This is a genomic window from Aquimarina sp. ERC-38 (genome assembly GCF_026222555.1).
Taxonomy (GTDB): domain Bacteria; phylum Bacteroidota; class Bacteroidia; order Flavobacteriales; family Flavobacteriaceae; genus Aquimarina.
On sequence record NZ_CP098511.1, the window covers coordinates 1,275,673 to 1,300,234 of the forward strand.

At 34.4% G+C, this 24,562-nt stretch carries 24 protein-coding genes; 15 read left to right on the plus strand and 9 right to left on the minus strand.

Going from position 1 to position 24,562, the window contains the following annotated elements; genetic code table 11:
- The first annotated feature begins 159 nt into the window (after positions 1-159).
- The 4 genes from NBT05_RS05445 to NBT05_RS05460 all read left to right on the plus strand — a co-directional run bounded on the left by NBT05_RS05445 (position 160) and on the right by NBT05_RS05460 (position 3,481).
- Positions 160-906: a lysophospholipid acyltransferase family protein gene (locus NBT05_RS05445; protein WP_265772454.1), complete on the plus strand. Its 747-nt coding sequence runs from the start codon at positions 160-162 to the stop codon at positions 904-906.
- A gap of 9 nt (positions 907-915) precedes the next feature.
- Positions 916-1,917 (plus strand): acyl-ACP desaturase, encoded by a 1,002-nt coding sequence (locus NBT05_RS05450; RefSeq protein WP_265772455.1) that lies wholly within the window; start codon positions 916-918, stop codon positions 1,915-1,917.
- 239 nt (positions 1,918-2,156) lie between these two features.
- Positions 2,157-2,654: a hypothetical protein gene (locus tag NBT05_RS05455; protein WP_265772457.1), complete on the plus strand. Its 498-nt coding sequence runs from the start codon at positions 2,157-2,159 to the stop codon at positions 2,652-2,654.
- A gap of 158 nt (positions 2,655-2,812) precedes the next feature.
- Positions 2,813-3,481 carry an HD domain-containing protein gene (locus NBT05_RS05460; protein ID WP_265772458.1) on the plus strand — a complete coding sequence of 223 codons (669 nt, stop codon included), beginning with the start codon at positions 2,813-2,815 and terminating at the stop codon, positions 3,479-3,481.
- Here NBT05_RS05460 and NBT05_RS05465 read toward each other — a convergent pair.
- Entirely contained in the window at positions 3,478-4,533 is a 1,056-nt protein-coding gene (locus NBT05_RS05465; protein ID WP_265772459.1) for a PA0069 family radical SAM protein, read from the minus strand. The two genes, NBT05_RS05460 and NBT05_RS05465, sit on opposite strands and share 4 nt — an antisense overlap.
- Before the next feature lie 130 nt (positions 4,534-4,663).
- Here NBT05_RS05465 and NBT05_RS05470 point away from each other — a divergent pair, with 130 nt between their 5' ends.
- The 5 genes from NBT05_RS05470 (at position 4,664) to NBT05_RS05490 (ending at position 9,790) form a co-directional block, all read left to right on the plus strand.
- Positions 4,664-5,656 (plus strand): TIR domain-containing protein, encoded by a 993-nt coding sequence (locus tag NBT05_RS05470; protein ID WP_265772461.1) that lies wholly within the window; start codon positions 4,664-4,666, stop codon positions 5,654-5,656.
- Between the two features lie 39 nt (positions 5,657-5,695).
- Entirely contained in the window at positions 5,696-6,751 is a 1,056-nt protein-coding gene (locus tag NBT05_RS05475; RefSeq protein ID WP_265772462.1) for an isoaspartyl peptidase/L-asparaginase family protein, read from the plus strand.
- A gap of 151 nt (positions 6,752-6,902) precedes the next feature.
- Positions 6,903-7,286, plus strand: coding sequence for a hypothetical protein (locus NBT05_RS05480; protein WP_265772464.1), 384 nt, complete (start codon positions 6,903-6,905; stop codon positions 7,284-7,286).
- A gap of 6 nt (positions 7,287-7,292) precedes the next feature.
- A complete protein-coding gene (locus tag NBT05_RS05485) occupies positions 7,293-7,523 on the plus strand; it encodes a type II toxin-antitoxin system HicA family toxin (protein WP_265772465.1) in 231 nt (76 codons plus the stop codon).
- Positions 7,524-7,855: 332 nt separating this feature from the next.
- Positions 7,856-9,790, plus strand: coding sequence for a T9SS type A sorting domain-containing protein (locus tag NBT05_RS05490; protein ID WP_265772466.1), 1,935 nt, complete (start codon positions 7,856-7,858; stop codon positions 9,788-9,790).
- Positions 9,791-9,936: 146 nt separating this feature from the next.
- Here NBT05_RS05490 and NBT05_RS05495 read toward each other — a convergent pair whose 3' ends face one another.
- From NBT05_RS05495 to NBT05_RS05505, 3 genes are all read right to left on the minus strand, one after another.
- A complete protein-coding gene (locus tag NBT05_RS05495; RefSeq protein ID WP_265772467.1) occupies positions 9,937-10,776 on the minus strand; it encodes a transporter in 840 nt (279 codons plus the stop codon).
- A gap of 205 nt (positions 10,777-10,981) precedes the next feature.
- Positions 10,982-11,449, minus strand: a complete 468-nt coding sequence (locus NBT05_RS05500; RefSeq protein ID WP_265772468.1) for a CYTH domain-containing protein — start codon at positions 11,447-11,449, stop codon at positions 10,982-10,984.
- Positions 11,442-11,969, minus strand: coding sequence for a nucleoside-diphosphate sugar epimerase (locus NBT05_RS05505; RefSeq protein WP_322874199.1), 528 nt, complete (start codon positions 11,967-11,969; stop codon positions 11,442-11,444). Before NBT05_RS05505 ends, NBT05_RS05500 begins: the two co-directional genes overlap by 8 nt.
- Before the next feature lie 226 nt (positions 11,970-12,195).
- On the opposite strand from NBT05_RS05505, the gene dinB reads away from it, so the two are divergent.
- The 5 genes from dinB (at position 12,196) to NBT05_RS05530 (ending at position 17,322) form a co-directional block, all read left to right on the plus strand.
- Entirely contained in the window at positions 12,196-13,305 is a 1,110-nt protein-coding gene (gene dinB, locus NBT05_RS05510) for a DNA polymerase IV (RefSeq protein WP_265772469.1), read from the plus strand.
- A 165-nt stretch (positions 13,306-13,470) separates the two neighbouring features.
- On the plus strand, positions 13,471-14,130 hold the full coding sequence (locus NBT05_RS05515) for a succinate dehydrogenase cytochrome b subunit (RefSeq protein ID WP_265772470.1): 660 nt from the start codon (positions 13,471-13,473) through the stop codon (positions 14,128-14,130).
- An 11-nt stretch (positions 14,131-14,141) separates the two neighbouring features.
- On the plus strand, positions 14,142-16,145 hold the full coding sequence (locus NBT05_RS05520) for a fumarate reductase/succinate dehydrogenase flavoprotein subunit (RefSeq protein WP_265772472.1): 2,004 nt from the start codon (positions 14,142-14,144) through the stop codon (positions 16,143-16,145).
- A 29-nt stretch (positions 16,146-16,174) separates the two neighbouring features.
- Entirely contained in the window at positions 16,175-16,537 is a 363-nt protein-coding gene (locus NBT05_RS05525) for a four helix bundle protein (RefSeq protein ID WP_265772474.1), read from the plus strand.
- A 38-nt stretch (positions 16,538-16,575) separates the two neighbouring features.
- Positions 16,576-17,322: a succinate dehydrogenase/fumarate reductase iron-sulfur subunit gene (locus tag NBT05_RS05530; RefSeq protein ID WP_265772475.1), complete on the plus strand. Its 747-nt coding sequence runs from the start codon at positions 16,576-16,578 to the stop codon at positions 17,320-17,322.
- Positions 17,323-17,406: 84 nt separating this feature from the next.
- Here the strand turns inward: NBT05_RS05530 and NBT05_RS05535 are convergent, their stop codons facing one another.
- Positions 17,407-18,216: a hypothetical protein gene (locus NBT05_RS05535; RefSeq protein ID WP_265772476.1), complete on the minus strand. Its 810-nt coding sequence runs from the start codon at positions 18,214-18,216 to the stop codon at positions 17,407-17,409.
- The gene (locus NBT05_RS05540) at positions 18,216-20,612 is read right to left on the minus strand and encodes a M28 family peptidase (protein ID WP_265772477.1); all 2,397 of its coding nucleotides are present in this window, start codon (positions 20,610-20,612) and stop codon (positions 18,216-18,218) included. The genes NBT05_RS05535 and NBT05_RS05540 overlap by 1 nt, the downstream gene beginning before the upstream one ends.
- Positions 20,613-20,780: 168 nt before the next feature.
- On the opposite strand from NBT05_RS05540, the gene NBT05_RS05545 reads away from it, so the two are divergent.
- A complete protein-coding gene (locus NBT05_RS05545) occupies positions 20,781-21,251 on the plus strand; it encodes a CBS domain-containing protein (RefSeq protein ID WP_265772479.1) in 471 nt (156 codons plus the stop codon).
- Positions 21,252-21,255: 4 nt separating this feature from the next.
- On the opposite strand, the gene NBT05_RS05550 is transcribed toward NBT05_RS05545, so the two are convergent.
- The 3 genes from NBT05_RS05550 to NBT05_RS05560 form a co-directional block, all read right to left on the minus strand.
- A complete protein-coding gene (locus NBT05_RS05550) occupies positions 21,256-21,609 on the minus strand; it encodes a hypothetical protein (protein WP_265772481.1) in 354 nt (117 codons plus the stop codon).
- 211 nt (positions 21,610-21,820) lie between these two features.
- On the minus strand, positions 21,821-23,323 hold the full coding sequence (locus NBT05_RS05555) for a cellulase family glycosylhydrolase (RefSeq protein WP_265772483.1): 1,503 nt from the start codon (positions 23,321-23,323) through the stop codon (positions 21,821-21,823).
- Positions 23,324-23,605: 282 nt separating this feature from the next.
- Positions 23,606-24,508: a histone deacetylase gene (locus NBT05_RS05560; RefSeq protein ID WP_265772484.1), complete on the minus strand. Its 903-nt coding sequence runs from the start codon at positions 24,506-24,508 to the stop codon at positions 23,606-23,608.
- Positions 24,509-24,562 lie beyond the last annotated feature (54 nt).

Below are 24,562 nucleotides of genomic sequence, written 5' to 3' on the forward strand. Positions count from 1 at the left end.
GAATTTAATAAAAGGGATATCACTTTTATGTAAATACCGTATATTTTTTGAAGCTTTCTTAAAGACCCATCCTACCTGCTTTAAAATAAGGTATTTTTTATTGTTTCAATAAAAATATTATTAGACCTTGCACCATTAAATTCAAGTTGTAGCAAAAAAATGGAGATTCTACAAAAGCTGTTATCTTATCCACTCTCTGTATTGTTTTATTTTTTATTTGGAAGTACCCTTCTGATTTTTCATCCTTTGCAATGGTTAGCATTAAAATTGGGGGGAGCTTCAGGTCATAGGTCTATGGTAAATATAATGAACCTGTGTCTTTTGCGTTGTCTTCATGTTTTAGGAACCACAATTTCTATGAAAATGTATGATAGGCTACCTTATAGAAGACCTATCATTTTTGTATCTAACCATCAGAGTATGTTTGATATACCTCTTATTTCGTGGTTTGTACGCAGACAAAAACCAAAATTTATATCAAAAATAGAACTAGGGAAAGGCATCCCCAGTATTTCTTTTAATCTAAGAAATGGCGGAAATGTATTAATTGATCGCAAAAACCCTAAACAATCCATACCGGCAATAGGTAAATTCGCCAGGTTCATTCAGGTTAATAATTTTGCAGCAGTTATCTTTCCGGAAGGTACTAGGAGCAAAGATGGTCAGTTAAAACCCTTTGCTACAACCGGAATAAAATTATTACTTAAGAACATTCCGGATGCTTTAGTTGTACCTTTGGTGGTTCATAATAGCTGGAAATTGCTTAAATTCGGTAACTTTCCGATGGGATTAGGAGTTCAACTTAAATTGGAAGTGCTGGAACCGGTAAATATGAGAATGATTGGAAGCCCGGAAGAAGTGATTGATAATGTTCGAAGTCGCATGTTACGCGCAATTCAAAAGTAGAAATAAACTATGGCTATAGACAACATTAGGTTAGAAGTAATGCAATTGTTGGAAAAAAAAATCGATACCTATGTATCCCAATTTTTGATTCCAATTGATAAGGTTTGGCAACCCACTGATTTTTTACCGGATTCACAAAATCCGGACACATTTTTTGACGAGGTTAAAGAGCTTAGAGAATTGGCTAAAGAATTACCCTATGATTTTTGGGTAGTACTGGTAGGAGATACCATTACGGAAGAGGCACTTCCAACGTATGAGTCCTGGTTGATGGATGTAAAAGGGATTGATCAACATGACGGCAGTCAGGGAAACGGTTGGTCAAAATGGGTTCGGTACTGGACTAGTGAAGAAAACAGGCATGGGGATGTACTAAACAAGTATCTATATTTATCCGGAAGGGTCAATATGATTGAGATTGAACGTACGACACAGCATTTGATTAATGATGGTTTTGATATTGGAACAGATAGAGATCCGTATAAGAATTTTGTATATACCAGTTTTCAGGAATTAGCTACTTATATATCACATAACCGGGTAGCTAAATTAGCACGTAGTTATTCTAATAAGTCGCTTTCTAAAATGTGTAAGATCATATCTGGAGACGAAATGCGCCATTATAATGCATATAGCGAGTTTGTACGTAGTATTTTTGAAGTAGATCCAAGCCAAATGATGATTGCTTTTAAAGATATGATGAAACATAAAATTATCATGCCCGCTCATTTCTTAAGAGAATCCGGAGATGCGATTGGAACTGCTTTTGAAGAATTCTCGTATGCCGCACAGCGTATTGGAGTATATACGGGTCAGGATTATATTGATATTATGCAAAAGTTAATTGACAAATGGCAAATCGATAAATTAACAGATCTCACCGAAGAAGCTGAAAAAGCCCGTGATTTTGTGATGAAATTACCAGCTAGAATGCAACGTTTAAGTGAGCGGATTAAAATACCTGAAAAGAGTTTTCAATTTAAGTGGGTAGAACCAGCTTTGGTAAAGTAATATTTAGATTAAATTACACTCATATTTGGATAAAAATGGATTATTTGCAAAGGATAATCAAATATCAATGTATCCCACCTCTTTTTTACTAAATGAGAAGGGGAGGTTATTGATAAAAATATACCTATTGGAAAGTTGGAAAAGTTATTGGAAAAAAACTAATTAATAAAATTTCGATATAATTTGGAATTAGTACTAAATGAAGAAAAATCATACGTATTCTTAAATCTTTTAAAGAATTGAAAGTTAAAAGTTGTTATATACTAGCAATATTATGTTTATTATTAACAAAGCTAAGCATTGCTCAACAATCTTTTAGTCTCTTGAAACAAACTCTTACAGGCCAGAAAGAAATATACTTATCTAAATTTGAAGGTTTTACTACAAAAAGTGATTCAGTTCAGAAGGTTAAGACTTTTAGAAATTCTGTTTCTTTGAAGAATGAAGTTTTAGATTTAGAATCTAAAAAGAAGGTGCTTGCAGAAATTGATAAAACCTATATTGAGCCTTTACCATTTGATGAACCCATAAATTTAAGTGTTAAAGAAGGCAAAAAAAAGATTAAATTAAAGTCTAAAGATTTCCTACTAGTCTTATTTAAAACAGAAGATATTTTGAAGTTAAATTCAAATATTTTAAATTTTCAGGAAGAACTGATAATTAATTCTAAGGATAACTTTCTTAGTAATAGCTGGAAGGGAGTAAGGTGGAAAAAAGTAGATAAAAAAAAGATATAGTTTTAGTAATTACTTTAGGAGTTTTAGATAATACAGGTAAAATTTATTTAGAGACTAAACAAAGAAGTAATAAATCTCAGACAGAAACTTCGGATAAAAAGTATTTAAGAAAGAGATATTTACAGCTTTAAGATGTTCTATTAAATATTAATTTTCAATTGACTGAAGTTCAAACTAAACAAATAGAAGAAACCATTGGGTTCGTAAAAAACACTTTGCAAGAAGCGGAGGGTGGACATGATTGGTTTCATACGCAAAGAGTATTCCGAAATGCGTTACACATAGGAGAAGAAGAAAACGCGGATTTATTTATCGTAGGTTTAGGAGCCTTACTTCATGATATTGCAGACTCAAAGTTTTATGACGGTGATGAAGATATTGGTCCTCAAATGGCACAAGACTTTATGAATAAAATCAAAGTAAGTAAGTCTGTACAACAAGAAGTAATTCGTATCATTCAGCATATTTCTTTTAAAGGAGGTAACTTTAAACAAGGTTATAAATCCATTGAACTGGATGTAGTTCAGGATGCAGATCGGTTGGATGCCCTGGGCGCTATCGGGATTGCCCGTTGTTTTAACTACGGCGGATTTAAAAATCGAAAATTATACGATCCTGAAATACTTCCTGATCTCAAAATGGATAAGGAGACTTATAAAAAGTCCGAAGCTCCGACAATCAATCATTTTTACGAAAAATTATTGTTGCTAAAAGACCGGATGAATACAAATACGGGTAAGCAACTGGCAGAAGAGCGTCATAACTATATGGAAAATTTCTTAGAACAGTTTTATAGGGAGTGGAATATGGATATTAAACAACTTTAAAACAATGCCAACTGTCCGGTTTTAAACTGATGGTGTAACTCGCAATTAAGCCGGATAGGTTTTTGATTCGGAAAATACTTTCTTCGGGCAATAGCAATTTGTTGATGAATTTGATTGGCAACAGGTCCGGATCCGCTTTTACGTAATCCGAACTCACTGTTATTCAAATTACCCTGATGGCATTGTTTAATTAAACTTAAAACTTTGTCCTTCTTGTCAGGTAACACCTCTGTGATCCAATCTGTAAAGATTTTTCCAATTGCACCGTTTAAACGTACTACTGTAAAACCAAGTGATCGAGCTCCTAGACTTGATGTTATTTTAGCTACAGGTAGTATTTCATGGCTGTTAATTCCAGGAATAATAGGAGCAATCATGACAGAGGTAGGTATGCCATTTTTAGTTAGTTCTTCTAAAGTTTGTAATCGTTTTTTAATAGTAGCTGTTCTAGGTTCTACTAACCTTCTGGTGGCTTCGGATAAAGTAGTTATGGATAAGTAAACAGAAACGAGGTTAAAAGAAGCCAATTCTTTAATAATATCCAGATCTCTTAGAATTAAAGAGTTTTTAGTAACAATGCCTACAGGATGTCGGTATTTTAAAAATATTTTTAATAGTGAACGGGTGATTTCTAACTTCTTTTCGATAGGTTGATAACAATCTGTGTTTCCTGACATACCGATAGGAATTGCTTTCCATTGCGGACTTTTAAACTTGGCTTCTAACAGTTCAACCGCATTTTGTTTGACTAAGATTTTACTTTCAAAATCCAGTCCGGCATTATACCCCCAATATTCATGACTATTTCTGGCAAAACAATATATACACCCGTGTTCGCATCCTTGATACGCATTTAGAGAATACAACATATGCACATCCGGACTAGGTACTTTGTTAATAATAGTTTTGGGAAAAGTAGGAATAAAAGTTGTTTTAATGTTAGATGTTTCATCCTCCTTTGATAAATATTCTAGAAAATCAGCTCGTATTTCTTCTGAAAATTCTGAAAACTTATGATTATTAACTTTTTGCGCACCTCTTCCTTTAATCATTTAATAGAAATTTGAGGTATAAAAGTAAAACATTTATTGGAAAAATTCCTATAAAATTTGGAATATTTCCATATTAAAATGTAACTTTGTATAGGAAGTATATGAGTGGAATTTAGGAAAAATAATAGTAATGATACGTAACAAACAATTTGAATATGATGTCGCTCTATCATTTGCCGGTGAAAACCGGGAATATGTAAGGGAAGTGGCAGAAATATTGCAAACAAAGGGGGTACGTGTTTTTTACGATGTATTTGAAGAAGATAATCTATGGGGAAAAAATTTGTACGAATATCTATCCGATGTATATCAGAATAAAGCACGTTATACCGTAATTTTTATTTCAAAATATTACAATAAAAAACTATGGACCAATCATGAGAGAGTGGCCATGCAGGCAAGAGCTTTTCAGGAAAGTCATGAATATATTTTACCAGCACGCTTTGATAATACGGAGATCCCCGGGATTTTACGTACCATAGGCTATATTGATCTTAATTATAAATCCTCACACGAATTTGCTATGTTAATTGAAAAAAAAGTAAAAAAATCAAAACTATCTCAAAGTGAAAAATCAATCAAAACTGTAAAAAGAGCAATCCAAAAACCCTTTTTATTCACGGTGCGGTTATGTACTATTAAAGGAGTACCCATCCGAAAAGCTAATGTGGTACTCATTGCTCCTAACTCTACCTATCTTGAAGGTTTAAGCGATGAAAACGGATATGCATATTTTGTTATTCGAACCAAGAATAAATTTACAATGTTGGTAGCCCATTCGTTTTATAAAGCACAAACTTTAAGGGAAGTTGATCCGGTTAATGACAGCAATCTTATTTTACATAAAGACAAAAGCGGTGGATCATTTATTCTGCACAAATCGGGTTTAATCCCAGGTATCTCCGGAAAAATCGAGAGTATAAAAAAACGCAATGAAACTATCTATGTAACAGGTGATAATATTGCAATTTCTAATAACTACGGACAAACTCATAAAACCGAATTAAACAAGACTTTATTAATAGAAGATAATCAAGGAAAATTAATACATTTAGCCTTCAGATTTGTTCACGCCGGTTTAGCTCTGGTTGATTATAAAAAGATTATCTCAGAGCATGTTTAAATAAAGCAGAAAGGCCTGAACTATAAATAACAAGGGCTTATGAATTATTTTAGTTGGATTATAGTAGTATTAGTTATTACAGGATGTGCTGAGCAGAAGCAAAGTACAATAGCAATAGAAAAGAATACACCTGTTTTAGAGCAAAAGGATGAGCTTCCAACTTTTGGCATTGCAATTCATGGCGGGGCAGGAACCATTCTCAAAAAAAATATGTCCGTAGAGAAGGAGCAAGCTTATAGAGCGGTTTTAGAAAATGCAATACGGACAGGTCATAAAATTTTAAAGAGCGGGGGTACTAGTCTGGAAGCGGTTGAGAAAACAATTAATATTTTAGAAGACTCCCCTTTATTTAACGCAGGAAAAGGTGCGGTTTTTACCAATAATGGAACTAATGAATTGGATGCTTCTATCATGGATGGGAGTAATTTAAATGCCGGAGCAGTTTCAGGAGTTACCACCATAAAAAACCCGATTAATTTGGCTAAGGAGGTAATGCTAAACTCACCTCATGTAATGTTATCCGGAACCGGGGCAGAAGTATTTGCAAAACAGCAAAATATTGAAATGGTAGATCCTGCTTATTTCTATACGGAAGATCGAATGAAATCCCTTGAAAAAGTAAAAAATGCGGAATTAAAAAAAGATAAAATGGCTTTTTATGATGAAAGCATTCGGAACTCAAAATTCGGAACGGTAGGTTGTGTTGCTTTGGATAAAAACGGTAACCTGGCGGCAGGTACATCTACCGGTGGTATGACTAATAAAAAATGGAACCGGATTGGTGATGCTCCCATTATTGGAGCCGGTACCTATGCTAATAATAAGACCTGTGCGGTTTCTAGTACCGGTTGGGGTGAATTCTTTATTCGAGGTGTTGTGGCCTATGATATTTCCGCGATGATGGAATATAAAAACCTGTCGTTACAAGAAGCTGCTACTGAAGTAATTCAAAAGAAAGTTCCCCAATTGGGAGGAAGTGGAGGTATTATTGCTATAGACCATCAGGGTAACGTTGCTATGGAGTTTAACACGGCAGGAATGTATCGTGCAACCATGGATAGTAAAGGCGAGTTAAATATTGGGATTTATAAGTAGTATAGTAATAACTATCTTTGTTTTTAAGCTAAAGTAATGATTACCAGTAAGCCAATAAATAACTTTGGTATGAATTTAGATATCACTTATAAATACTATTAGTAATAGTTTTTTATTTTTACGTAAATTCCAAATGATTAACTGATTTAATATGGACAAATTACATTTAACTGCAGATTTAGGTTTTGATAATGGAAAGTATTATGTCGGTCTTTCATTAGTAGAATTCGAAGAAGATAATGTTACTATAATTTATTCTCCTGCTTTAGATTTAAGTGGATACGGTTATAGTCAATCTGAAGCCAAACAGTCATTTTCTGAAGCACTACAAGAGTTTTTTCGTTATACAAGTAATAAAAAAACTTTAGAAAAAGTTCTTAAAGATTTAGGTTGGGTGATAAAAGGTTCTAAAAAGAAGTCTAAATTCAATCCTCCAAAAGATTCTGATTTAATTTCGTTAAATCCGTTATACAATGAAATTGTCAACAATAAAAGTTATAAAGTTTCACGAGAAAATGTAGAGTTCGCTTACTAATCTTTTATGTCTACTAAACATTTAAGAAATATTCCTCTAAGTTTATATCGTAAATTTTTAAAAGATCAGGGATGTACTTGTAATAGAACAAAAGGTGGTCATGAACATTGGTCAAGAAGTGATTTATTAAGACCTATTACTGTTCAAACACACGTTGACCCTGTACCTGAATTTATTATCAAAAATGCATTAAGACAGTTAGGTCTGTCTAAAAAGGACTTTTTAGATTGGATTTGAGTTATGTAGTAAATTTACCAAAGAATTATTTTCACTTTTCTGTATAGCTATAGAAGTACATCTATACCTCAACTTTTCTAATATTACAATTTCAATTATCAAACTATCCCAATAACTTATTCTCTACTTCCCAAGTGTAGCTGCTGGTTTATATTTCTTGTTTCAAAAAAAGTGCGATTATTTAAACACAGATTAACGCTATCTTAAATACTATTAAAACTTTTGAATAATTCTATTCAAAATGGCAACAAGGCGTAAAGAAGTAAAAATTACTTCTTACCTTAGTTTTAAACCACTTTTAAAACTTACAAAAATTCATAAAATTCACACATATGAAAAGAATCTTAAGTCTAATAGCAGCAACCCTGTTATTTTCTAGTACCGCAGTCACCCAAATTAGTAATGGGGGGTTGCCACCTTCCTTCAATAATCTTGATTTAAAGTCTAATACGGCACACACGGTTAAAATGCCAAAGATTGATTATCAAAAAATGCTGGCAAGTGATTTATCTTCTACCTCTAAAGAAGAACCTCTACGCTTTGCTTATGCTCATCAATTAAATCTTTCTCCGGAAAATTCGGGAACTTGGTATACTGATAGTGAAGGAAATAAATACTGGAAACTTTCTATTTTATCCGAAGGAGCCAAATCTCTAAACCTAAGTTTCTCTGACTTTTATTTACCGGAAAGTGCTCAACTCTTTATTTATAATAAGGACCGAACCGATATTAAAGGTGCATTTACATACTCCAATAATAAAAAATCAAGACAATTTGGTACCGCCCCTGTAAAAGGTGATTTTATTACTATTGAATACTTTGAACCTAAGGGTACTAAAACTCCTTATGCCTTAAAAATTGAAACGGTAGCTCATGATTATCGAGATGTTTTTAAACTAGCTAAAAGTTTTAACAGTTCAGGCTCTTGTAATATTAATGTAAATTGTGAAGAAGGGGATGATTGGCAGAATCAAAAGCGCTCTGTGGCCTTAATCACTTTAAGTAATGGTACTCGCTGGTGTACCGGCTCTTTAATCAATAATGAAGATAATGATGGCACTCCTTATTTTTTAACTGCAAATCATTGCCTATCTAATGATGTGAATAGATGGGTATTTTACTTTAATTATGAATCCGGTGATTGTACCAATGAGGATAGCGTTTTAAATCAATCTATTTCCGGTTCAGAAGTATTAGCCTCCGGGAGTAGTTCCGATTATTTATTACTAAAACTATCTTCAGAACCCCCGGCTAGTTATAACGTATATTATTCCGGGTGGGATGCTACCAGTACTATTCCTTCGGAAACTGTTGCTATTCATCATCCGGCAGGTGATATAAAAAAAATATCTTTTGATAATGATGCCCCAAAAATTTCTAATTATGTATCTCCGGAACCTGCTACACACTGGGAAGTTGTAGATTGGGACTTAGGAACTACTGAAAAAGGTTCTTCGGGTTCTCCCTTATTTAATACAGATAAACGTATTGTTGGACAATTGCATGGGGGAGCAGCTGCTTGTGGAAATAATCAACCGGATTATTACGGAAGGTTCAGTAATAGCTTTCCGAATTTTAAAGAATATCTATCAAAAAATAGAAATCTAACCGTACTGGATGGTTATAATCCTACATTTAATACAAGCTGTACTAAAATAGATATCACGTTGACCTTAGATAATTATCCGGAGGAGACTTCCTGGGATTTAAAAAATGATTCCGGTGCCATCGTACGTAGTGGTAGTAATTACCGTAATGTAGCTGATGGAACCGTTATCAATGAAAACTATTGTTTGCCTTCCGGCTGTTATACCTTTACCATCTATGATTCCTACGGAGATGGGATGTGCTGTGGATATGGTTCAGGATCATATCAGGTTTCAGATGCCAGTGGCATATTAGCTTCCGGAGCTACGTTTACTGATTCCGAATCCAGTACATTTTGTATAGGAGCAAAACGTTCTCCTACCAGTATAAATCGTAGTTTGACTGAGTTTTCAATTATTCAACCTTTAAACGAAATAAAGTTATATCCTAATCCGGTAAAAGATGTGCTATTTGTAGATTATAAATTGAAAGAAGGGTCTTCAGTAATACTTTCACTTTTTGATATGACCGGTAGGCAATTACAAACTTTTAACTTAAAAGATGATAGTCAGTTTGATGCAAATCAGATATCTGTTGCCAACCTACCTTCTGGTAATTATTTTATAAAAGCTAGAGAAAACACAAATGTAGTAGTTAAGAAATTTGTAGTGGTGAAGTAAAATGAGGAACTACTTAATTTTTCTTTCAGGGTAAAGGCAAAAAAATTCGCTTCGATCAATTGTCGTAAGTTGAGATAAGTTCAAAACTAAAAAAGTCAGATAATTCACTATGAAACATCTGACTTTTTCAATTATGGCTAGATTACTTATCGTAACATATAGACTAATCCAGCAGTAAATCCTGAAGCGTCATTAAAGTTACGACCTTCAAGCGTTTTGGCATATCCCGCCGAAATCCCTAATGTCTCCTGAAATACAGGAACAAAAATATTGAATGACAATTCAGTGTAGTCCACCTTTGTTTCTGGTAAAGCTGCCGCAGCACCAGCTGCTACAAATTCCGGAGTTCCAATATCTAAACCGCTCTGCGAATTTTGAATCCCCAATTTAACATCAGCATAGAAATAGTCGTTAAAATAGCCCAGTTTTCCGCTAAAAATAGTAGCGTTTGGTATTTCGAAGTCAGAACTTTCTCGAATACTATATCCACCCTGGAATTCAGTAAAAAAGTTATAAGAAGTGGTGTATTGAACAATAGCAACGGCACTTATGTCATGTGCCTGGTTTCCTAAAGAAAGAACGCCGCCACCGTTATAATCTCCTACCGGAAGCGAGTAACCTAAACCACCACCTAATTTAAATGACGCCTGATCGACCATGGTTTCAAAAACTTTGGCTTTTAAATAGATTCCCAAATCTTGTATACCATCTACTTTATCGGTCATTTGAACAGGATCAGCAACGCCGGCTTCACTTTCTACGCTAATATAAGGTAGTGTAATGACTCCACTTAGCCAATCAGTGATACCATATTCTCCGTAGATATTATACAGTTCCGTATTAATTGTACCAAGCATAGCAGGATTTCCTGGAGCTAAAGAATTTCCAACAAAAAACTGATCGTTACTTTTATAACCGTAGCTTACGGCTACAGTTAAATTCCCTTGTTCCGGATAAAAACCATTTAATATGGTTTGACTTTGCATAAATGAAATTCCCGAGAGCATAAAGACAAAAAAAAGTAGGTAAAATTTGAATTGATAAAGGTGATTCATGGTGTTTATTTTAGATTATAAAAACACCTTTGTCGTTATTGTTTTTACTTACCTAACAAGGTAGCGTGTTAGCGTAATGTTAAATACTTTTAAGGAGTGGTTAATTGTATTTTTACCGTAAAAATAAAGCGGAAAATTACCAGGTTATATAGGGTTTTTTACTTAAAAAAGAATTATAGTATTTATTGTCTCCGGTAACTTCAGGCCCTAACCAGGATGGTTTTTTAAAAATTTCATATTCATTATTTAATTCAATTTCAGCTAACAATAATCCTTCATTCATACCTTCAAATTTATCAATTTCGTAAATATGATTCCCCGCTTTAATTTCATACCTGATTTTTTCAATAATGTGTTTTTTACAAAGTGCTAATAAAGATAAAGCTTCATTCAGAGGAATTTCTTTTTCCCATTCAAATCGTGATAATCCGTTATCACTACTTTTCCCCTTAATCGTAATAAAACCTAGCGTTCCTTTTGTTCGAATTCTTACCGTTCTCTCCGGATCAATACTTAGATAACCTTGCTTGATTTCATAGGAAGATGTCGCATCAGCTATACATTTTTCACTAGTAATTAAAAATTTTCTTTCAATTTCAATCATTTTCACGGTATTTTCTTGCTAATTTTTGTATTACTTCAGAAGAAATTCTTTTATCGGAATGCGTATGATTAGCCAACCAGATCATGGCATCGGCAATACTATTTGCAGGTATGGATTGGTATTTTTTAAATTTTCCTATTAATAAGGGATTAACCAGTTTCATAACTTTAATAAAAAAGTATTCTCCAATACGTCTTTCTTCTCTCTTGCTATCAATAAGAGAAGGTTGTAGAATATAAGTTTTTTGAATACCCATCTGTAGCACTGCTTCTTCCATTTCTCCTTTAACCCTTGAATAAAAAATGGAACTATTAGGGTTAGCGCCTAAGGCAGAAATAACTAGATAAGTACCAATTTTATGTTGTTTACATAATTGACCTAAAAGTACAGGAATCTCAAAATCAATCTTCCGGTATTGATTCTTATCCGGAGTTTTTGCTTTAGTCGTACCAATACAACAGTACAATTCATCACCGGAAAAATAAGCTGAAAAACTTTCCGGGTCAAATAAATCTACCAAATACTCCTGTAATTTAGCGTGCTTTAATTGATTAGAAGAACGAGAAAAAGTTTAAATGGTATCATAACGTTCGTCTGCAAGGAGTTTCTTAAGAAGTAAGGTTCCGGTAACTCCGGTAGAGCCTATAATGATACCTATCTTTTTCATGTGTAAAATTGAATTTAAAGGTAACCGATTAGAATTATTAATTTAACTCGTTAAGTTTTAAATTTGTAATAAAACCTAAATGGAACCTATTGTTGAACATAGAAAGATTATTCATGTAGACATGGATGCTTTTTATGCTTCGGTAGAACAATTAGATAATCCGGACTTAAAAGGAAAACCGGTAGCCGTGGGCGGAAGTTCGGATCGAGGTGTAGTAAGTGCGGCAAGTTATGAAGCACGTAAGTACGGAGTGCGTTCAGCGATGAGTAGTGTGTTAGCAAAAAAACTTTGTCCTGACTTGATTTTTGTAAAATCACACTTTGACCGGTACCGCGAAATCTCGAACAAAATTCGAGTTATCTTCAATGAATATACAGAACTGGTAGAACCCTTATCCCTGGATGAGGCATATCTGGATGTTACTCATAATAAAAAGGGGAACCCTAGTGCTACGCTTATCGCTTCAGAAATAAGAGACAAAATCCTTAAAACTACCGGACTTACCGCTTCTGCCGGTATTTCCATAAATAAATTTGTAGCCAAAGTTGCCAGTGATTATAATAAACCTAACGGACAGAAAACGGTAAATCCGGAGGAAGTTATAGAATTTTTAGAAAACCTGGATGTTAAAAAGTTCTATGGGGTAGGAAAGGTGACCCAGAAAAAAATGTACGAAATGGGTATTTATACTGGTATGGATTTAAAATCCAAATCCCTGGAATACCTGGAAAAGCATTTTGGAAAATTTGGTGGACATTATTATCGTATTGTGCGTGGCATTCATCATAGTCCGGTCAAACCGAACAGACAACGCAAGTCCCTGGGAGCCGAGCGAACCTTTCATGAAAATATTGCTTCAGAAATCTATATGACCGAACGTTTACAGGATATCGCCGAAGAAATTCAACGTAGGCTAGCCCGAAGTAAAGTTGCTGGTAAAACCATTACCCTAAAAATTAAGTATAGTGATTTCACCTTACAAACTCGAAGTAAAACCCTACCTTTCTACATTAGTGACGCTTCGGTTATTCTGGAAGCAGCAAAAGAACTTTTATACCAGGAAAAAATGAAAAATTCCGTTCGACTGCTTGGCATATCCCTTTCAAATCTGAATACGAATAAGAAAAAAGGAGAAAAAGAACAAAAAAGAACGGAGATACAGGTAATACAGTTAAAATTCGATTTTTGATAATAATGTTTAACAATATTGGTAAATTATTAAACAAAATTAAGCCGTATATTTGTATAGTTTTATTTTAAAATCATTATAAATACTATATAAACTATTGAAAACCTTGGACAAAATGCGTTTGAGACGTATTTTTGCAAGCTAAAATATTAAACAACGATTAAAATGGGAGGATTGATTACATCTTCAATAGCTAGAAAAGTCACAATGGCATTATCAGGTCTATTTCTGGTTCTTTTTTTATTACAACATTTTAGCATCAACTTCACTTCGGTTTTTAGTCCTGATCTATTTAATGAAATTTCTCATTTTATGGGGACCAATCCGGTAGTTCAATTTATTTTACAACCTATTCTAATTTTTGCGGTAATTTTTCATTTTATAATGGGTTTTATTTTAGAATTGAGAAACAACAAGGCTAGGGTTAATAAATATGTAAAATATAATGGGAATGCAAACGCTTCCTGGATGTCCAGGAATATGATAATTTCCGGATTAGTAGTGTTGGCATTTTTAGGATTGCATTTCTATGATTTTTGGTTTCCGGAAATTGTACACAAATATGTAGAAACGCATGATCCTTCGCCAGAACGTTATTATGATGATTTGGTAAATAAGTTTGAAAGTCCTGTGCGAACCGGTCTGTATGCATTATCCTTTATATTTTTAGCCTTGCATTTATGGCATGGATTTGCGTCTTCGTTTCAAACAGTAGGCTTTAATAATAAATATTCGGTAGCTGCCGTCAAGTTTGCAAAAGCTTTTGCAGTTGTGATTCCCTTAGGTTTTGTGGCTATCGCTCTAGTTCATTTTTTTAATAATTAAAACCACTTATTATGTCGATTTTAGATTCTAAAGTACCCGAAGGACCGCTGGAGGAAAAGTGGACCAAACATAAAAATACCATTAACCTGGTGAACCCGGCTAATAAACGTAATATTGATGTTATCGTCGTGGGAACCGGATTAGCCGGAGGTAGTGCTGCTGCCACGCTAGCAGAGTTAGGATATAATGTCAAAACTTTTTGTTATCAGGATTCTCCTAGAAGGGCGCATTCTATTGCCGCTCAGGGTGGAATTAACGCTTCTAAGAATTATCAGGGAGATGGAGATTCTAATTATCGGTTATTCTACGACACGGTAAAAGGAGGAGATTATCGTTCTCGTGAAGCAAATGTACATCGACTAGCTGAAGTTTCCGGAAATATTATTGACCAGTGTGTGGCGCAGGGAGTACCTTTTGCCCGTGAATATGGAGGTTTATTGGATAATCGTTCTTTTGGAGGGGTGCTGGTTTCCAGAACCTTTTATGCAAAAGGACAAACCGGACAGCAATTACTACTAGGTGCTTATTCGGCAATGAACCGACAGATTAACCGTGGAAAAATAAAGCCTTTTAACCGTCATGAAATGATGGATCTGGTAATTGTAGACGGAAAAGCCCGTGGAATTATCGCCAGAAACCTTATTACCGGAGAAATAGAAAGGCACTCAGCACATGCGGTGGTTATTGCCAGTGGGGGATATGGAAATGTATTCTTTTTAAGTACCAATGCAATGGGAAGTAATGTTATGGCAGCCTGGAGAACGCATCGTAGAGGTGCATTCTTTGCAAACCCTTGTTTTACGCAAATTCATCCCACCTGTATCCCAGTTTCCGGGGAGCATCAGTCTAAATTAACTTTGATGTCCGAATCTTTACGGAATGATGGTAGAATCTGGGTACCCAAAAAGAAAGAAGATGCAGAAGCCATCCGGGCAGGAAAATTAAAACCAACCCAGTTAAAAGAAGAAGATAGAGATTACTATTTAGAACGAAGATATCCGGCTTTTGGTAATTTGGTGCCCAGAGATGTAGCTTCCAGAGCAGCAAAAGAACGTTGTGATGCCGGTTATGGGGTTAACAAAACCGGAGAAGCCGTATATCTGGATTTCGCTTCGGCTTTTAAGCGTTATGGTAAAGAAAAAGCTTTAACTTCCGGACTTACGGGTGCTACAGAAGCTCAAATTATCAAATTGGGGCAGGCAGTTGTAGAATCTAAATACGGAAACCTGTTCCAAATGTATGAGAAGATTGTAGACGAGAATCCGTATGAAACGCCGATGATGATCTATCCGGCAGTACACTATACCATGGGTGGATTATGGGTGGATTATAACTTACAGACTACAGTTCCGGGTTGTTATGCAGCCGGAGAAGCAAATTTCTCTGATCACGGAGCCAATCGTTTAGGAGCGTCAGCGCTAATGCAGGGATTAGCAGATGGGTATTTTGTATTACCTTATACCATCGGAGATTATTTATCCGAGGATATTCGAACCGGAGCTATTTCTACGGAAACTCCTGAATTTGACCAGGCCGAAAAAGAAGTAAAAGATCGTATCAATAAATTAATGAGCGGATCCGGAACGCATTCTGTAGATTACTACCATAAGATTCTTGGTAAAATCATGTGGAATAAATGCGGAATGTCACGTAATGCTAAAGAATTACAAGAAGCTATTGATGAAATTTCAGCATTACGCGAAGATTTTTGGAAAAACGTACGAGTACCGGGAACAGCAGATACTGTCAACCAGGAATTAGAAAAAGCCGGTCGAGTAGCTGACTTTTTAGAATTAGGTGAGTTGTTTGCTAAGGATGCTTTAACTCGAAACGAATCCTGTGGTGGTCATTTCCGAGAAGAATATCAAACTCCCGAAGGTGAAGCTTTACGAGACGATGAAAACTTTAAGTTCGTATCTGCCTGGGAATACAAAGGAGCTCCTAAAGATGCGGTATTACATAAAGAAGAATTAATCTATGAAAATATTGAATTAAAAACTAGGAGTTATAAGTAGAGGTTTAGGCACTAGGCAAAAGCCACTAGATGAAAAGTGTTAAAACATATAAAGATTTGTTGATTTGGAAAAAAGGGATTGAAATCGTAAAAGAGATTTATAAAATCTGTAAAAGTTTACCTAAAGAAGAACTTTTTAGTTTGCAAAGTCAATTAAAACGTTCATCTATTTCAATACCATCAAACATTGCTGAAGGTTGGGGTAGAAATTCGACAAAAAGTTATGTTCAGTTTTTGAATTATGCACGGGGATCTTTAATGGAACTAGAAACACAGATAATCATAACTTATGAACTGAAATTTATTTCGATAGAAACGTATAATAAAATTCAAGATTTAATAACAGAAGAAAGTAAAATGCTAAATGCCTTTATAAAATCAGTCCAAAAATAACTTTTGGCTATTGACTTTTGGCTAATAAACTATAAAAAATGAATTTAACACTCAAAATTTGGCGTCAAAAAGATGCTGCGAGCAAGGGAAAGATAGTAGATTATCCGATCTCGGGAATTGACGGAGATATGTCATTTTTAGAGATGTTGGATGTACTCAACGAAGAGTTGGTAAATAAAGGAGATGAACCGGTAGTATTTGATCATGATTGCCGTGAAGGGATCTGTGGATCATGTTCCTTACAAATCAATGGAGAACCGCATGGCCCCGACCGATTAATTACTACCTGTCAATTACACATGCGAATGTTTAATGATGGTGATACGATTTATATCGAACCGTTCCGCGCAAAAGCTTTTCCGGTAATTAAGGATTTAATTGTAGACCGTAGTGCTTTCGACCGTATACAACAGGCGGGGGGATATGTTTCTATCAATACCTCCGGAAATACGGTAGATGCTAATGCAATTCCTGTAGAAAAAGAACATGCGGATGATGCTTTTGCAGCAGCGACCTGTATTGGTTGTGGTGCTTGTGTAGCAGCTTGCGTAAATGCTTCGGCAATGTTGTTTACCTCAGCTAAAGTTTCGCAATTTGCATTATTACCACAAGGGCAGGTAGAAGCAGAAGAACGTGTATTAGCAATGGTAAATCAGATGGATGCCGAAGGTTTTGGAAATTGTTCAAATACCGGGGCTTGTGAGATTGAATGTCCGAAAGGAATTTCTCTTGAAAATATTGCTCGAATGAACAGAGAGTATTTATCTGCAAGCTTAAAGGGGTAATTATTACTTACTCCGACTAGAAGATATGAGTCCTGTCTTATAAAACGTACAGTTAATAAGACAGGATTACTTTTACTCTTCAATTTATAGCTTCATCTTGAAAGTGTATTGTAGTTCTTTCTCTAAAAAAGAAGAATCAATTATTTTTCCTACCGAAGGTTCATTTTCAGCTGCTGAGGCTAGGGGAAGTCCTATTTCTTTACAAATCCTTTGGTAATAGTCCTTTTTGGTAGGATGTTCGGGAGCAGCAGCATTCAGGCGTAAATTGTATTTTTCCAGTTCTAGAATTTGAGTTATAATACCAATACAATCTATTCGGTGTATTAAATTAACCGGTGCTAAAGGATTTGAAATAATTCCTCTCTTTGCAATCATAGTAGCAGGATGTCTCCGCTCATCATACAACCCTCCGAATCTCAGAATACTAGTTCGAATTGGCGATAAATTCTTTAGTAGTTCTTCTACGGCAATTAATTGTTTGGCTGTAATAGAAGTTCCGTTAGGTTGACTTTTTTGTGTAATAATTGGAAAGTGAAGTTCATCTTTAAAAACGGAGGTAGAACTGATAAAAATAAGCTTTTGAATTGTAGAATTTTCTAGATAAGGAAGTAGCTGTTTTATTTTAAGTACAAAATTACTATTAGGATGCTTCCGTAAACCAGGCGGAATGTTAATAATCAACGTATCACTACCACCAAGAAAACCTTCTATATTTCCGCTTACTCCTAGTTCTGTTAATTGTACCATATAAGGTTGAAGATCAGCTGCTTTTAATTGTTCTAATCGTTCTGAGGTGGTAGTAGAACACTTAATTAGATATCCCTTTGATATTAAAGCTTCTGCTAAAGGTAAACCTAACCATCCGGTTCCCAGAATGCTAATTTGTGAATTCATCAATTAATAAGGTTATCTGCATTTGAGTTTTTTAAAATGATATCTTCTTCAGGTTTGATAAAAGAAATTGTGTCTAGGTCCACCGTTTGCATTATCACCATCGCATCATTCAATAAGAAAGGTTTTGTCATCATCTGACTACTTCGTTTAGGAATATTCAATTGTTTGTTATCTAATAAATTATAGGTCGATGCATAAAAGGTAAATTTAGGTAATTCTTCTTTTTTGATTGTAAGATCAATTTGTAATTCGGATGTTCCGGTATTATAATAAGTAGCCAGGTTTCTACTCCATCTTTTAGTAAAAGCATTGTACATCTTTCTGTTACGATAAGTAAAGTTATCAGCCGTTTTTTGGTTAATCCTAAGAGATTTAAAATTAACAATAGTATCGGTATAAATATCTAGTCGATTCATAGTTGTAGGAAATATAACCTTATATTTAATGTGCCTTATGGAATTTTTAAGGGAATCCATAAGTTTAATAAATTGTAAAGGGGTTTGGCTAATCAATGGAGCAGGGGTCACGTAGCTAAACTGTTTTCCGTATTTATTTTCGATGGTATTTTCATTATATTCATCTGCATTCGAACTTTCTTTAGAAATAACGGAACTTGTCCATTCATCTGGTTTTATATCATAAGTAGCCCAAACACTTTGTTGCGTATTTACGTTTGTGATATGTAACAAGCTATTCGGTTTGGGATGCTCTTCGGAAAAACCACTTTGTACATGTGCCGTTATTAAAAAACCAAGACTTACCAGGCCTGAAACCGAAATAATCCATCGGCTATTTGTTAAATGAATTAAGGAAGGAATGCTTATACAAAGTAATAATACAGTCAATATTCCGGAAATAAACAACATTTGTAAACCCAGGGCTACCGGCAATCTGTAAATAAATGGAGCTATAATAAATATAGTGGGAATACTAAATAAGACCAAAATTACGGGATGACTTTCTTTCTTAAAAATTAATAAGGACATAGGTATCAGACTTAATATCACAATCCAAATAAAGTAAGTGGCTCCTTCCAGGTATATAGCAGTTATTATAGCGATAAAAAACCAAAATATCGAAACCGAAACGTAGAAAGATAGCTGGTCTTTTTTAGAAAGAGTATAACGTAGTATCATTAAAATAACAAATGCCGATAAACTTATAGCACTATAAATATACCAATGACCATTATAGGTAAAACCATGTTGTATTTCTAAGTAGTTAGGGTACAAAATAGTAATTAATTTCCAACCAAAATATAGCGTACTACCTACAACTAAAATTGATAGTAGAAGAATACCTATTCCGTATAAAATTTTCCGAAAAGAAATTAAGTTTTGTCGCTTAGCCAGAAGAATACATAGGATAAGTAATAGAGCAGTTGTTACTAATAAAGGAACAATCAACGTTGCAGGATAATAAATTAATCCAAATACCGGAAGATCAAAATAGATAACATCCTTATCAGAAGTAAGATTTAGGTTGGGAAGTTGGGAAAAATAGGATAAAATGGAGGTTACATAGCTGCCTTGATGTGCTAAAGTACTTGTATTTAAGTTTTGCCAGGTATCCTTAGCGGTATGATAGTCATAATGATCGTCTATAAATGCAAAGTTATACCCGTTAATATTAGAATCCTCTCTGAAAACAGTAAGGTCCGTATCATTAGGTAACATTTTATACACACTATAGGCAAGCGAATTGGCAATTGGATAGGGAATCTTTGCTTTGCTAAAATGTGTAATTAAGTTTTTATTCTTCTGGTTGGTTTCTACCAACATAAAAGAACCACCTCCGCTCCCCCGAGCTTCAAAATTAAAAACGAGTTTTACGTTTTTTAGCCACGGATGTTCCTTAGTAAAAAGTTTGGCTCCTAAAAGGCCTACCTCTTCTCCATCACTAAAACAGATGTAAATGGTATTGAGTGGTTTACTTCCGGAAGCCAGATAGGCTCGAAGACCTTCCAGAATTGTAGCAACTCCACTAGCGGCATCACTGGCACCCGGTGATGAATGTACCGCACTATCATAATGAGAAAGCAGTAAAATTCCGTCATCAGAAGTAGTACTTTCAATCTTAGCCACTATATTTTGGACATACGTACAACTTCCGGTTTTTGAGATGGCGAAACCTTTTTGTATTTCAGGTTGTAGACCTAGCTTCCTAAGTTCGGAGAGGAGTACCCTTTTAGTTTCATCGTGTTGTTGTGTACCTACATAATGAGGCGCTACCGATAATTTTTTAACAATAGCTAGTGCCTTAGCAGTAGAAAATTCTGAAATATTTACATTTTCGGAAGCATTAAATCTTGGAATGCTATAAAATACACTAATCCAGCCTAAAACAGCTATAATTAAAAGTAATAAACCCTTCTGAAATTCTTTAAGAATCCTCACACTGCTTCTATTTTATAAATTATTATAACCTATTTATTTTAACAAAAATTTTAAAAAACTATTATTTGAATCAGGGATAAGATAGATAATTTATAAAACAATAGTTAAAATTAATTGAATAAATCATTTATTATCATTATATTTAAAATTCACTTAAAATACAACTTTATGGGAATTATTAGTTTTCAAGGGGCGCGCCCTAAAGTAAAAAAGCAACGTAACCTTCAAATTAAGGTTTCAGACTACATGACAACAAAGTTAATTACTTTTAAACCTGAACAATCAGTAATGGATGTAATTAACCTTTTAGTTAAACATAAAATTTCAGGAGGACCGGTGATTAATGAACAGAATGAATTACTTGGAATCATTTCGGAAGGAGATTGTATCAAATATCTTAACGAAAGCCGTTATTTCAACATGCCTACTAATGATGCTACAGTAGATCGATTTATGATTAGAGATGTAGAAACGATAGACGGAAATGCTAGTATATTTGATGCTGCTAATAAGTTTATTGCTACTAAACGAAGAAGGTTTCCTATATTAAAGGATGGAAAGTTGGCTGGACAAATCAGTCAAAAAGATGTGATGAAAGCTGCATTAAAAATGAATAGCCAACACTGGAGAGATATGTAAAAAACTACGTTCGCTTTACTAAAGCGTAAAAATCATTTTCTAAAGGAAGGTACCCCTGATTATAAACAAAATAGTAAACCGTTCCGGCTTTTGTAGTATAAATTGAAGTAAAATATTGAAAATCAAAACCATGCTCTATTAATTTAGCTTTAGTGGTTTTGGTTTTTTCTTTTGGGTTTAAATCTTCTAGAATCCTATAGTTCTTACGTAAATGATTATTTACATTACGTATCATATTTTTACTATCCCGGTTAAGCTTATTATTGTATGCATTTCTACAGAAGTCATTACAAAACCGCTTATCAATTCTACCTATCACCTCTCGCTTACATTCCGGGCATGTTCTGGTTGTGTTCATATATAATTCATTGACAAGGAAAGACCAAACCAATATAGCTATAAAAGTTTAACGGGTTTTACAGTTTTGTAGGTTTAAAACAGAAATTTTATTTCGTAAAATACAAATTTTTATAATTGCTATGATGTTGTAAAGATAGTATAAAATGAAAAAGACCGAAAGTATAGATTAAACTTGCGGTCTTTTAAAGTAATGCGGTTGTAATTAAAAATTACTTCTTAATAAACTTTTTAATTTGGTATTCGCCATTAGCTGTGATTATATTGGCAATGTACATACCAGGAGTAAGATCAGTTACTTTTTGTTTATAGGTATTTGATTGACTGCCTTTTGTATTGATCGTATAAATTACTTTTCCATTAACGTCCCGGATAATAATTCGCTTAATAGCATCCTTTGGGTTATTATTAATAGATAAAATATCCTCAACAGGATTAGGATATATTGCAAATTCACTTCCGGCATCTATCCCAATTTCGTTTACGGTAAGGGTACTACTAGCACTACAATTAGGAATAAGATCAAATAGAAGAGGTTTTAAATACTCCATCTTCCAATCTACCACATCAAACCATCCATCAGCTAATATACCTCCCGTATCTCCGGAATTTGGATTTAAGGACCAAAATGCAAAATGAAGTTTTTGTGTTTTAATAAAATCAATAAATTTAGCAAACCATACTTCATCTTTTCCTTGACGAGTTTTTATTCCTAACTCTCCAACAAACAATGGTGAAGTACCATTTGTGTTTAAAAAGTTAAATTGTTCTTCCCAAATGTCAGGCATGTTGTCTGGAAATTCAGGAACATCAAACCATTTTTGCGCATAAACGGTAGGGCCATACTCATGAGGACTATACATTAATTTACTCATATCGCTAATTCGTATCGGATAATCCCGTGCACCCTGTAGATTTCCACCCCACCAATAAGAAGTTTCCGTACCATCCGGTTTATTATAGGCTTCGATACCTTCTACAATAATTAATACATTAGGGTTTGCCTTTAGTATGGCATTTCCACATTTTTCGGCAGCAAGTCTCCAATCGGTGGCAGGGTCTCCATTCCCCCACCGTGCACCTTCCGGATCATCAATTTTTCCATGTGGTTCATTATTAATATCCATACCAATAACCGCATCATAGTCTTTATAACGATCTGCCATAAAAACCCAGTCAGCAATCCATTCGTCTTCAGATACCGTATTAGTATACCACAGGCCTTCGGCTAAATAGCCATCCGGATTCCGAGAATGACAATCCAGAATTACTTTCATATCATTTTCCTGGCACCATTTGATAATCTCATCCAGTACTTCGATAGGTTTGCGTTTGCCTTCTAAGTATAAATTTGAATAGGGTCCGGTTTCACCATTATTTGTCAAAAGGTCTTGTACCCATAAATTAGGTTTGTAAGTTTCAACCCCATCCCGTAACATCAAATTATGCCATGGAATTCTAAAACAATTAAAACCTAGTTCTTTACTTTGGTAAAGTACTGACTTTAAGTCTCGTGCCCATAAACCATGAAGAAGGTTCTGTGAAGTTTCAAATCCAAACCAATTGACTCCTGATAAAATAACTTCGTTATCGTTACTATCTAGTAATTTGTTCCCTTGCACGGACAACCAGTTACCGGAACATGTATTTTGCGCGGTGATTTCTGATAATAAAAAAAGACAAAATAAGACCTTTAAAAATAGTAGTTTTTTCAAAATAGGTGAGTTTATGTGTTTATACCAGATTAACGAGAAAATATATTTTTTCGTATATATAAGTACAATTTTGTAAAATTAAATTTCTATTACCTTGACGTTGAAGAACTAACTTGAAAATAATACGGTAAAAAATATACTAAATCTAACCAATTGCAATTGTTTAAAAATGGTAATACAGCATTTCTAAAGCATTTCTAAAAGGTAAAAACTCATTTGTAACTTCTTTCTTTTTAAAATTTCATTGACTATATAAATACAGATAATTGCGATTGAGTTGCATTAGAAATAAAGATATTGCGCAGTTCTGTAAGTATTGGCGTGTGCTTCAATGATAGTTTGAATATCCGGGGAATAACCACCACCCATGGAGCATACTACGGGGATGTTATTTTTATAACAGCTTTCTAATATGTACTGATCACGTTGTTTACAGCCTTCTATAGTACAACTTAAAGTACCCAGTTTATCCGTATCTAAAATATCAACCCCACTTAAATAGAATATAAAATCAGGTTGTACCTTATCTATTAATTTCGGTAACGTCTTATGTAAAATTTGCAGGTATTCTTTATCCGTAGTTCCTTTAGGTAGCGGAATGTCCAGGTCGGATTTTTCCTTTTTAAAAGGATAGTTTGAAGCACCATGCATAGAAAAGGTAAATACGTCCGAGTGATCTTCAAAAATTTTAGCTGTTCCGTTTCCCTGATGCACATCCAGGTCTATAATTAAAATTTTTTGAACTAATTGATGAGCTAAAAGATGTGCTGCTCCTATTGCCTGGTCATTTAACATACAAAAAGCTTCTCCATGATCTGCATAAGCATGGTGGGTGCCTCCGGCAATATTCATGGCAATTCCATGTTTAAAAGCATATTGCGTAGCCTGAATAGTACCCCCGGCAATGAGTATCTCACGTTCCACCAAAGCTTCGGATAATGGGAAACCAATTTTACGAGCTGCTTTTCGATCAATATTCAGATTACTCAGTTGATCAAAATAATCTTTAGTATGGACTCTTGTAATGTCCTTTGATAGCGCAGCGGCGGGTTCAAAAAAGTTTTCGGACGTGCAACTTCCTTCATGAAGCAATTGTTTTGGTAACAAATCATATTTTTCCATAGGAAATCGATGCCCTTCCGGAAGTGGATGCTGATAAATAGGATGATAAGCAATTTTTAACATTATTGCATAAATACGGAATAGATACTTTTAAAATTCCGGTTGTTAAAAGGAAAT

Bases quoted from the DNA above. Each gene is read 5' to 3' on its own strand.
- NBT05_RS05520 (WP_265772472.1), top strand. From the start codon at position 14,142: ATGTCGATTTTAGATTCTAAAGTACCCGAAGGACCGCTGGAGGAAAAG.
- NBT05_RS05450 (WP_265772455.1), top strand. From the start codon at position 916: ATGGCTATAGACAACATTAGGTTAGAAGTAATGCAATTGTTGGAAAAA.
- NBT05_RS05465 (WP_265772459.1), bottom strand. From the start codon at position 4,533: ATGATTAAAGGAAGAGGTGCGCAAAAAGTTAATAATCATAAGTTTTCA.
- dinB (WP_265772469.1), top strand. From the start codon at position 12,196: ATGGAACCTATTGTTGAACATAGAAAGATTATTCATGTAGACATGGAT.
- NBT05_RS05485 (WP_265772465.1), top strand. From the start codon at position 7,293: ATGTCTACTAAACATTTAAGAAATATTCCTCTAAGTTTATATCGTAAA.
- NBT05_RS05530 (WP_265772475.1), top strand. From the start codon at position 16,576: ATGAATTTAACACTCAAAATTTGGCGTCAAAAAGATGCTGCGAGCAAG.
- NBT05_RS05495 (WP_265772467.1), bottom strand. From the start codon at position 10,776: ATGCAAAGTCAAACCATATTAAATGGTTTTTATCCGGAACAAGGGAAT.
- NBT05_RS05535 (WP_265772476.1), bottom strand. From the start codon at position 18,216: ATGAATTCACAAATTAGCATTCTGGGAACCGGATGGTTAGGTTTACCT.
- NBT05_RS05560 (WP_265772484.1), bottom strand. From the start codon at position 24,508: ATGTTAAAAATTGCTTATCATCCTATTTATCAGCATCCACTTCCGGAA.
- NBT05_RS05515 (WP_265772470.1), top strand. From the start codon at position 13,471: ATGGGAGGATTGATTACATCTTCAATAGCTAGAAAAGTCACAATGGCA.
- NBT05_RS05525 (WP_265772474.1), top strand. From the start codon at position 16,175: ATGAAAAGTGTTAAAACATATAAAGATTTGTTGATTTGGAAAAAAGGG.
- NBT05_RS05470 (WP_265772461.1), top strand. From the start codon at position 4,664: ATGATACGTAACAAACAATTTGAATATGATGTCGCTCTATCATTTGCC.
- NBT05_RS05480 (WP_265772464.1), top strand. From the start codon at position 6,903: ATGGACAAATTACATTTAACTGCAGATTTAGGTTTTGATAATGGAAAG.
- NBT05_RS05545 (WP_265772479.1), top strand. From the start codon at position 20,781: ATGGGAATTATTAGTTTTCAAGGGGCGCGCCCTAAAGTAAAAAAGCAA.
- NBT05_RS05445 (WP_265772454.1), top strand. From the start codon at position 160: ATGGAGATTCTACAAAAGCTGTTATCTTATCCACTCTCTGTATTGTTT.
- NBT05_RS05490 (WP_265772466.1), top strand. From the start codon at position 7,856: ATGAAAAGAATCTTAAGTCTAATAGCAGCAACCCTGTTATTTTCTAGT.
- NBT05_RS05550 (WP_265772481.1), bottom strand. From the start codon at position 21,609: ATGAACACAACCAGAACATGCCCGGAATGTAAGCGAGAGGTGATAGGT.
- NBT05_RS05475 (WP_265772462.1), top strand. From the start codon at position 5,696: ATGAATTATTTTAGTTGGATTATAGTAGTATTAGTTATTACAGGATGT.
- NBT05_RS05500 (WP_265772468.1), bottom strand. From the start codon at position 11,449: ATGATTGAAATTGAAAGAAAATTTTTAATTACTAGTGAAAAATGTATA.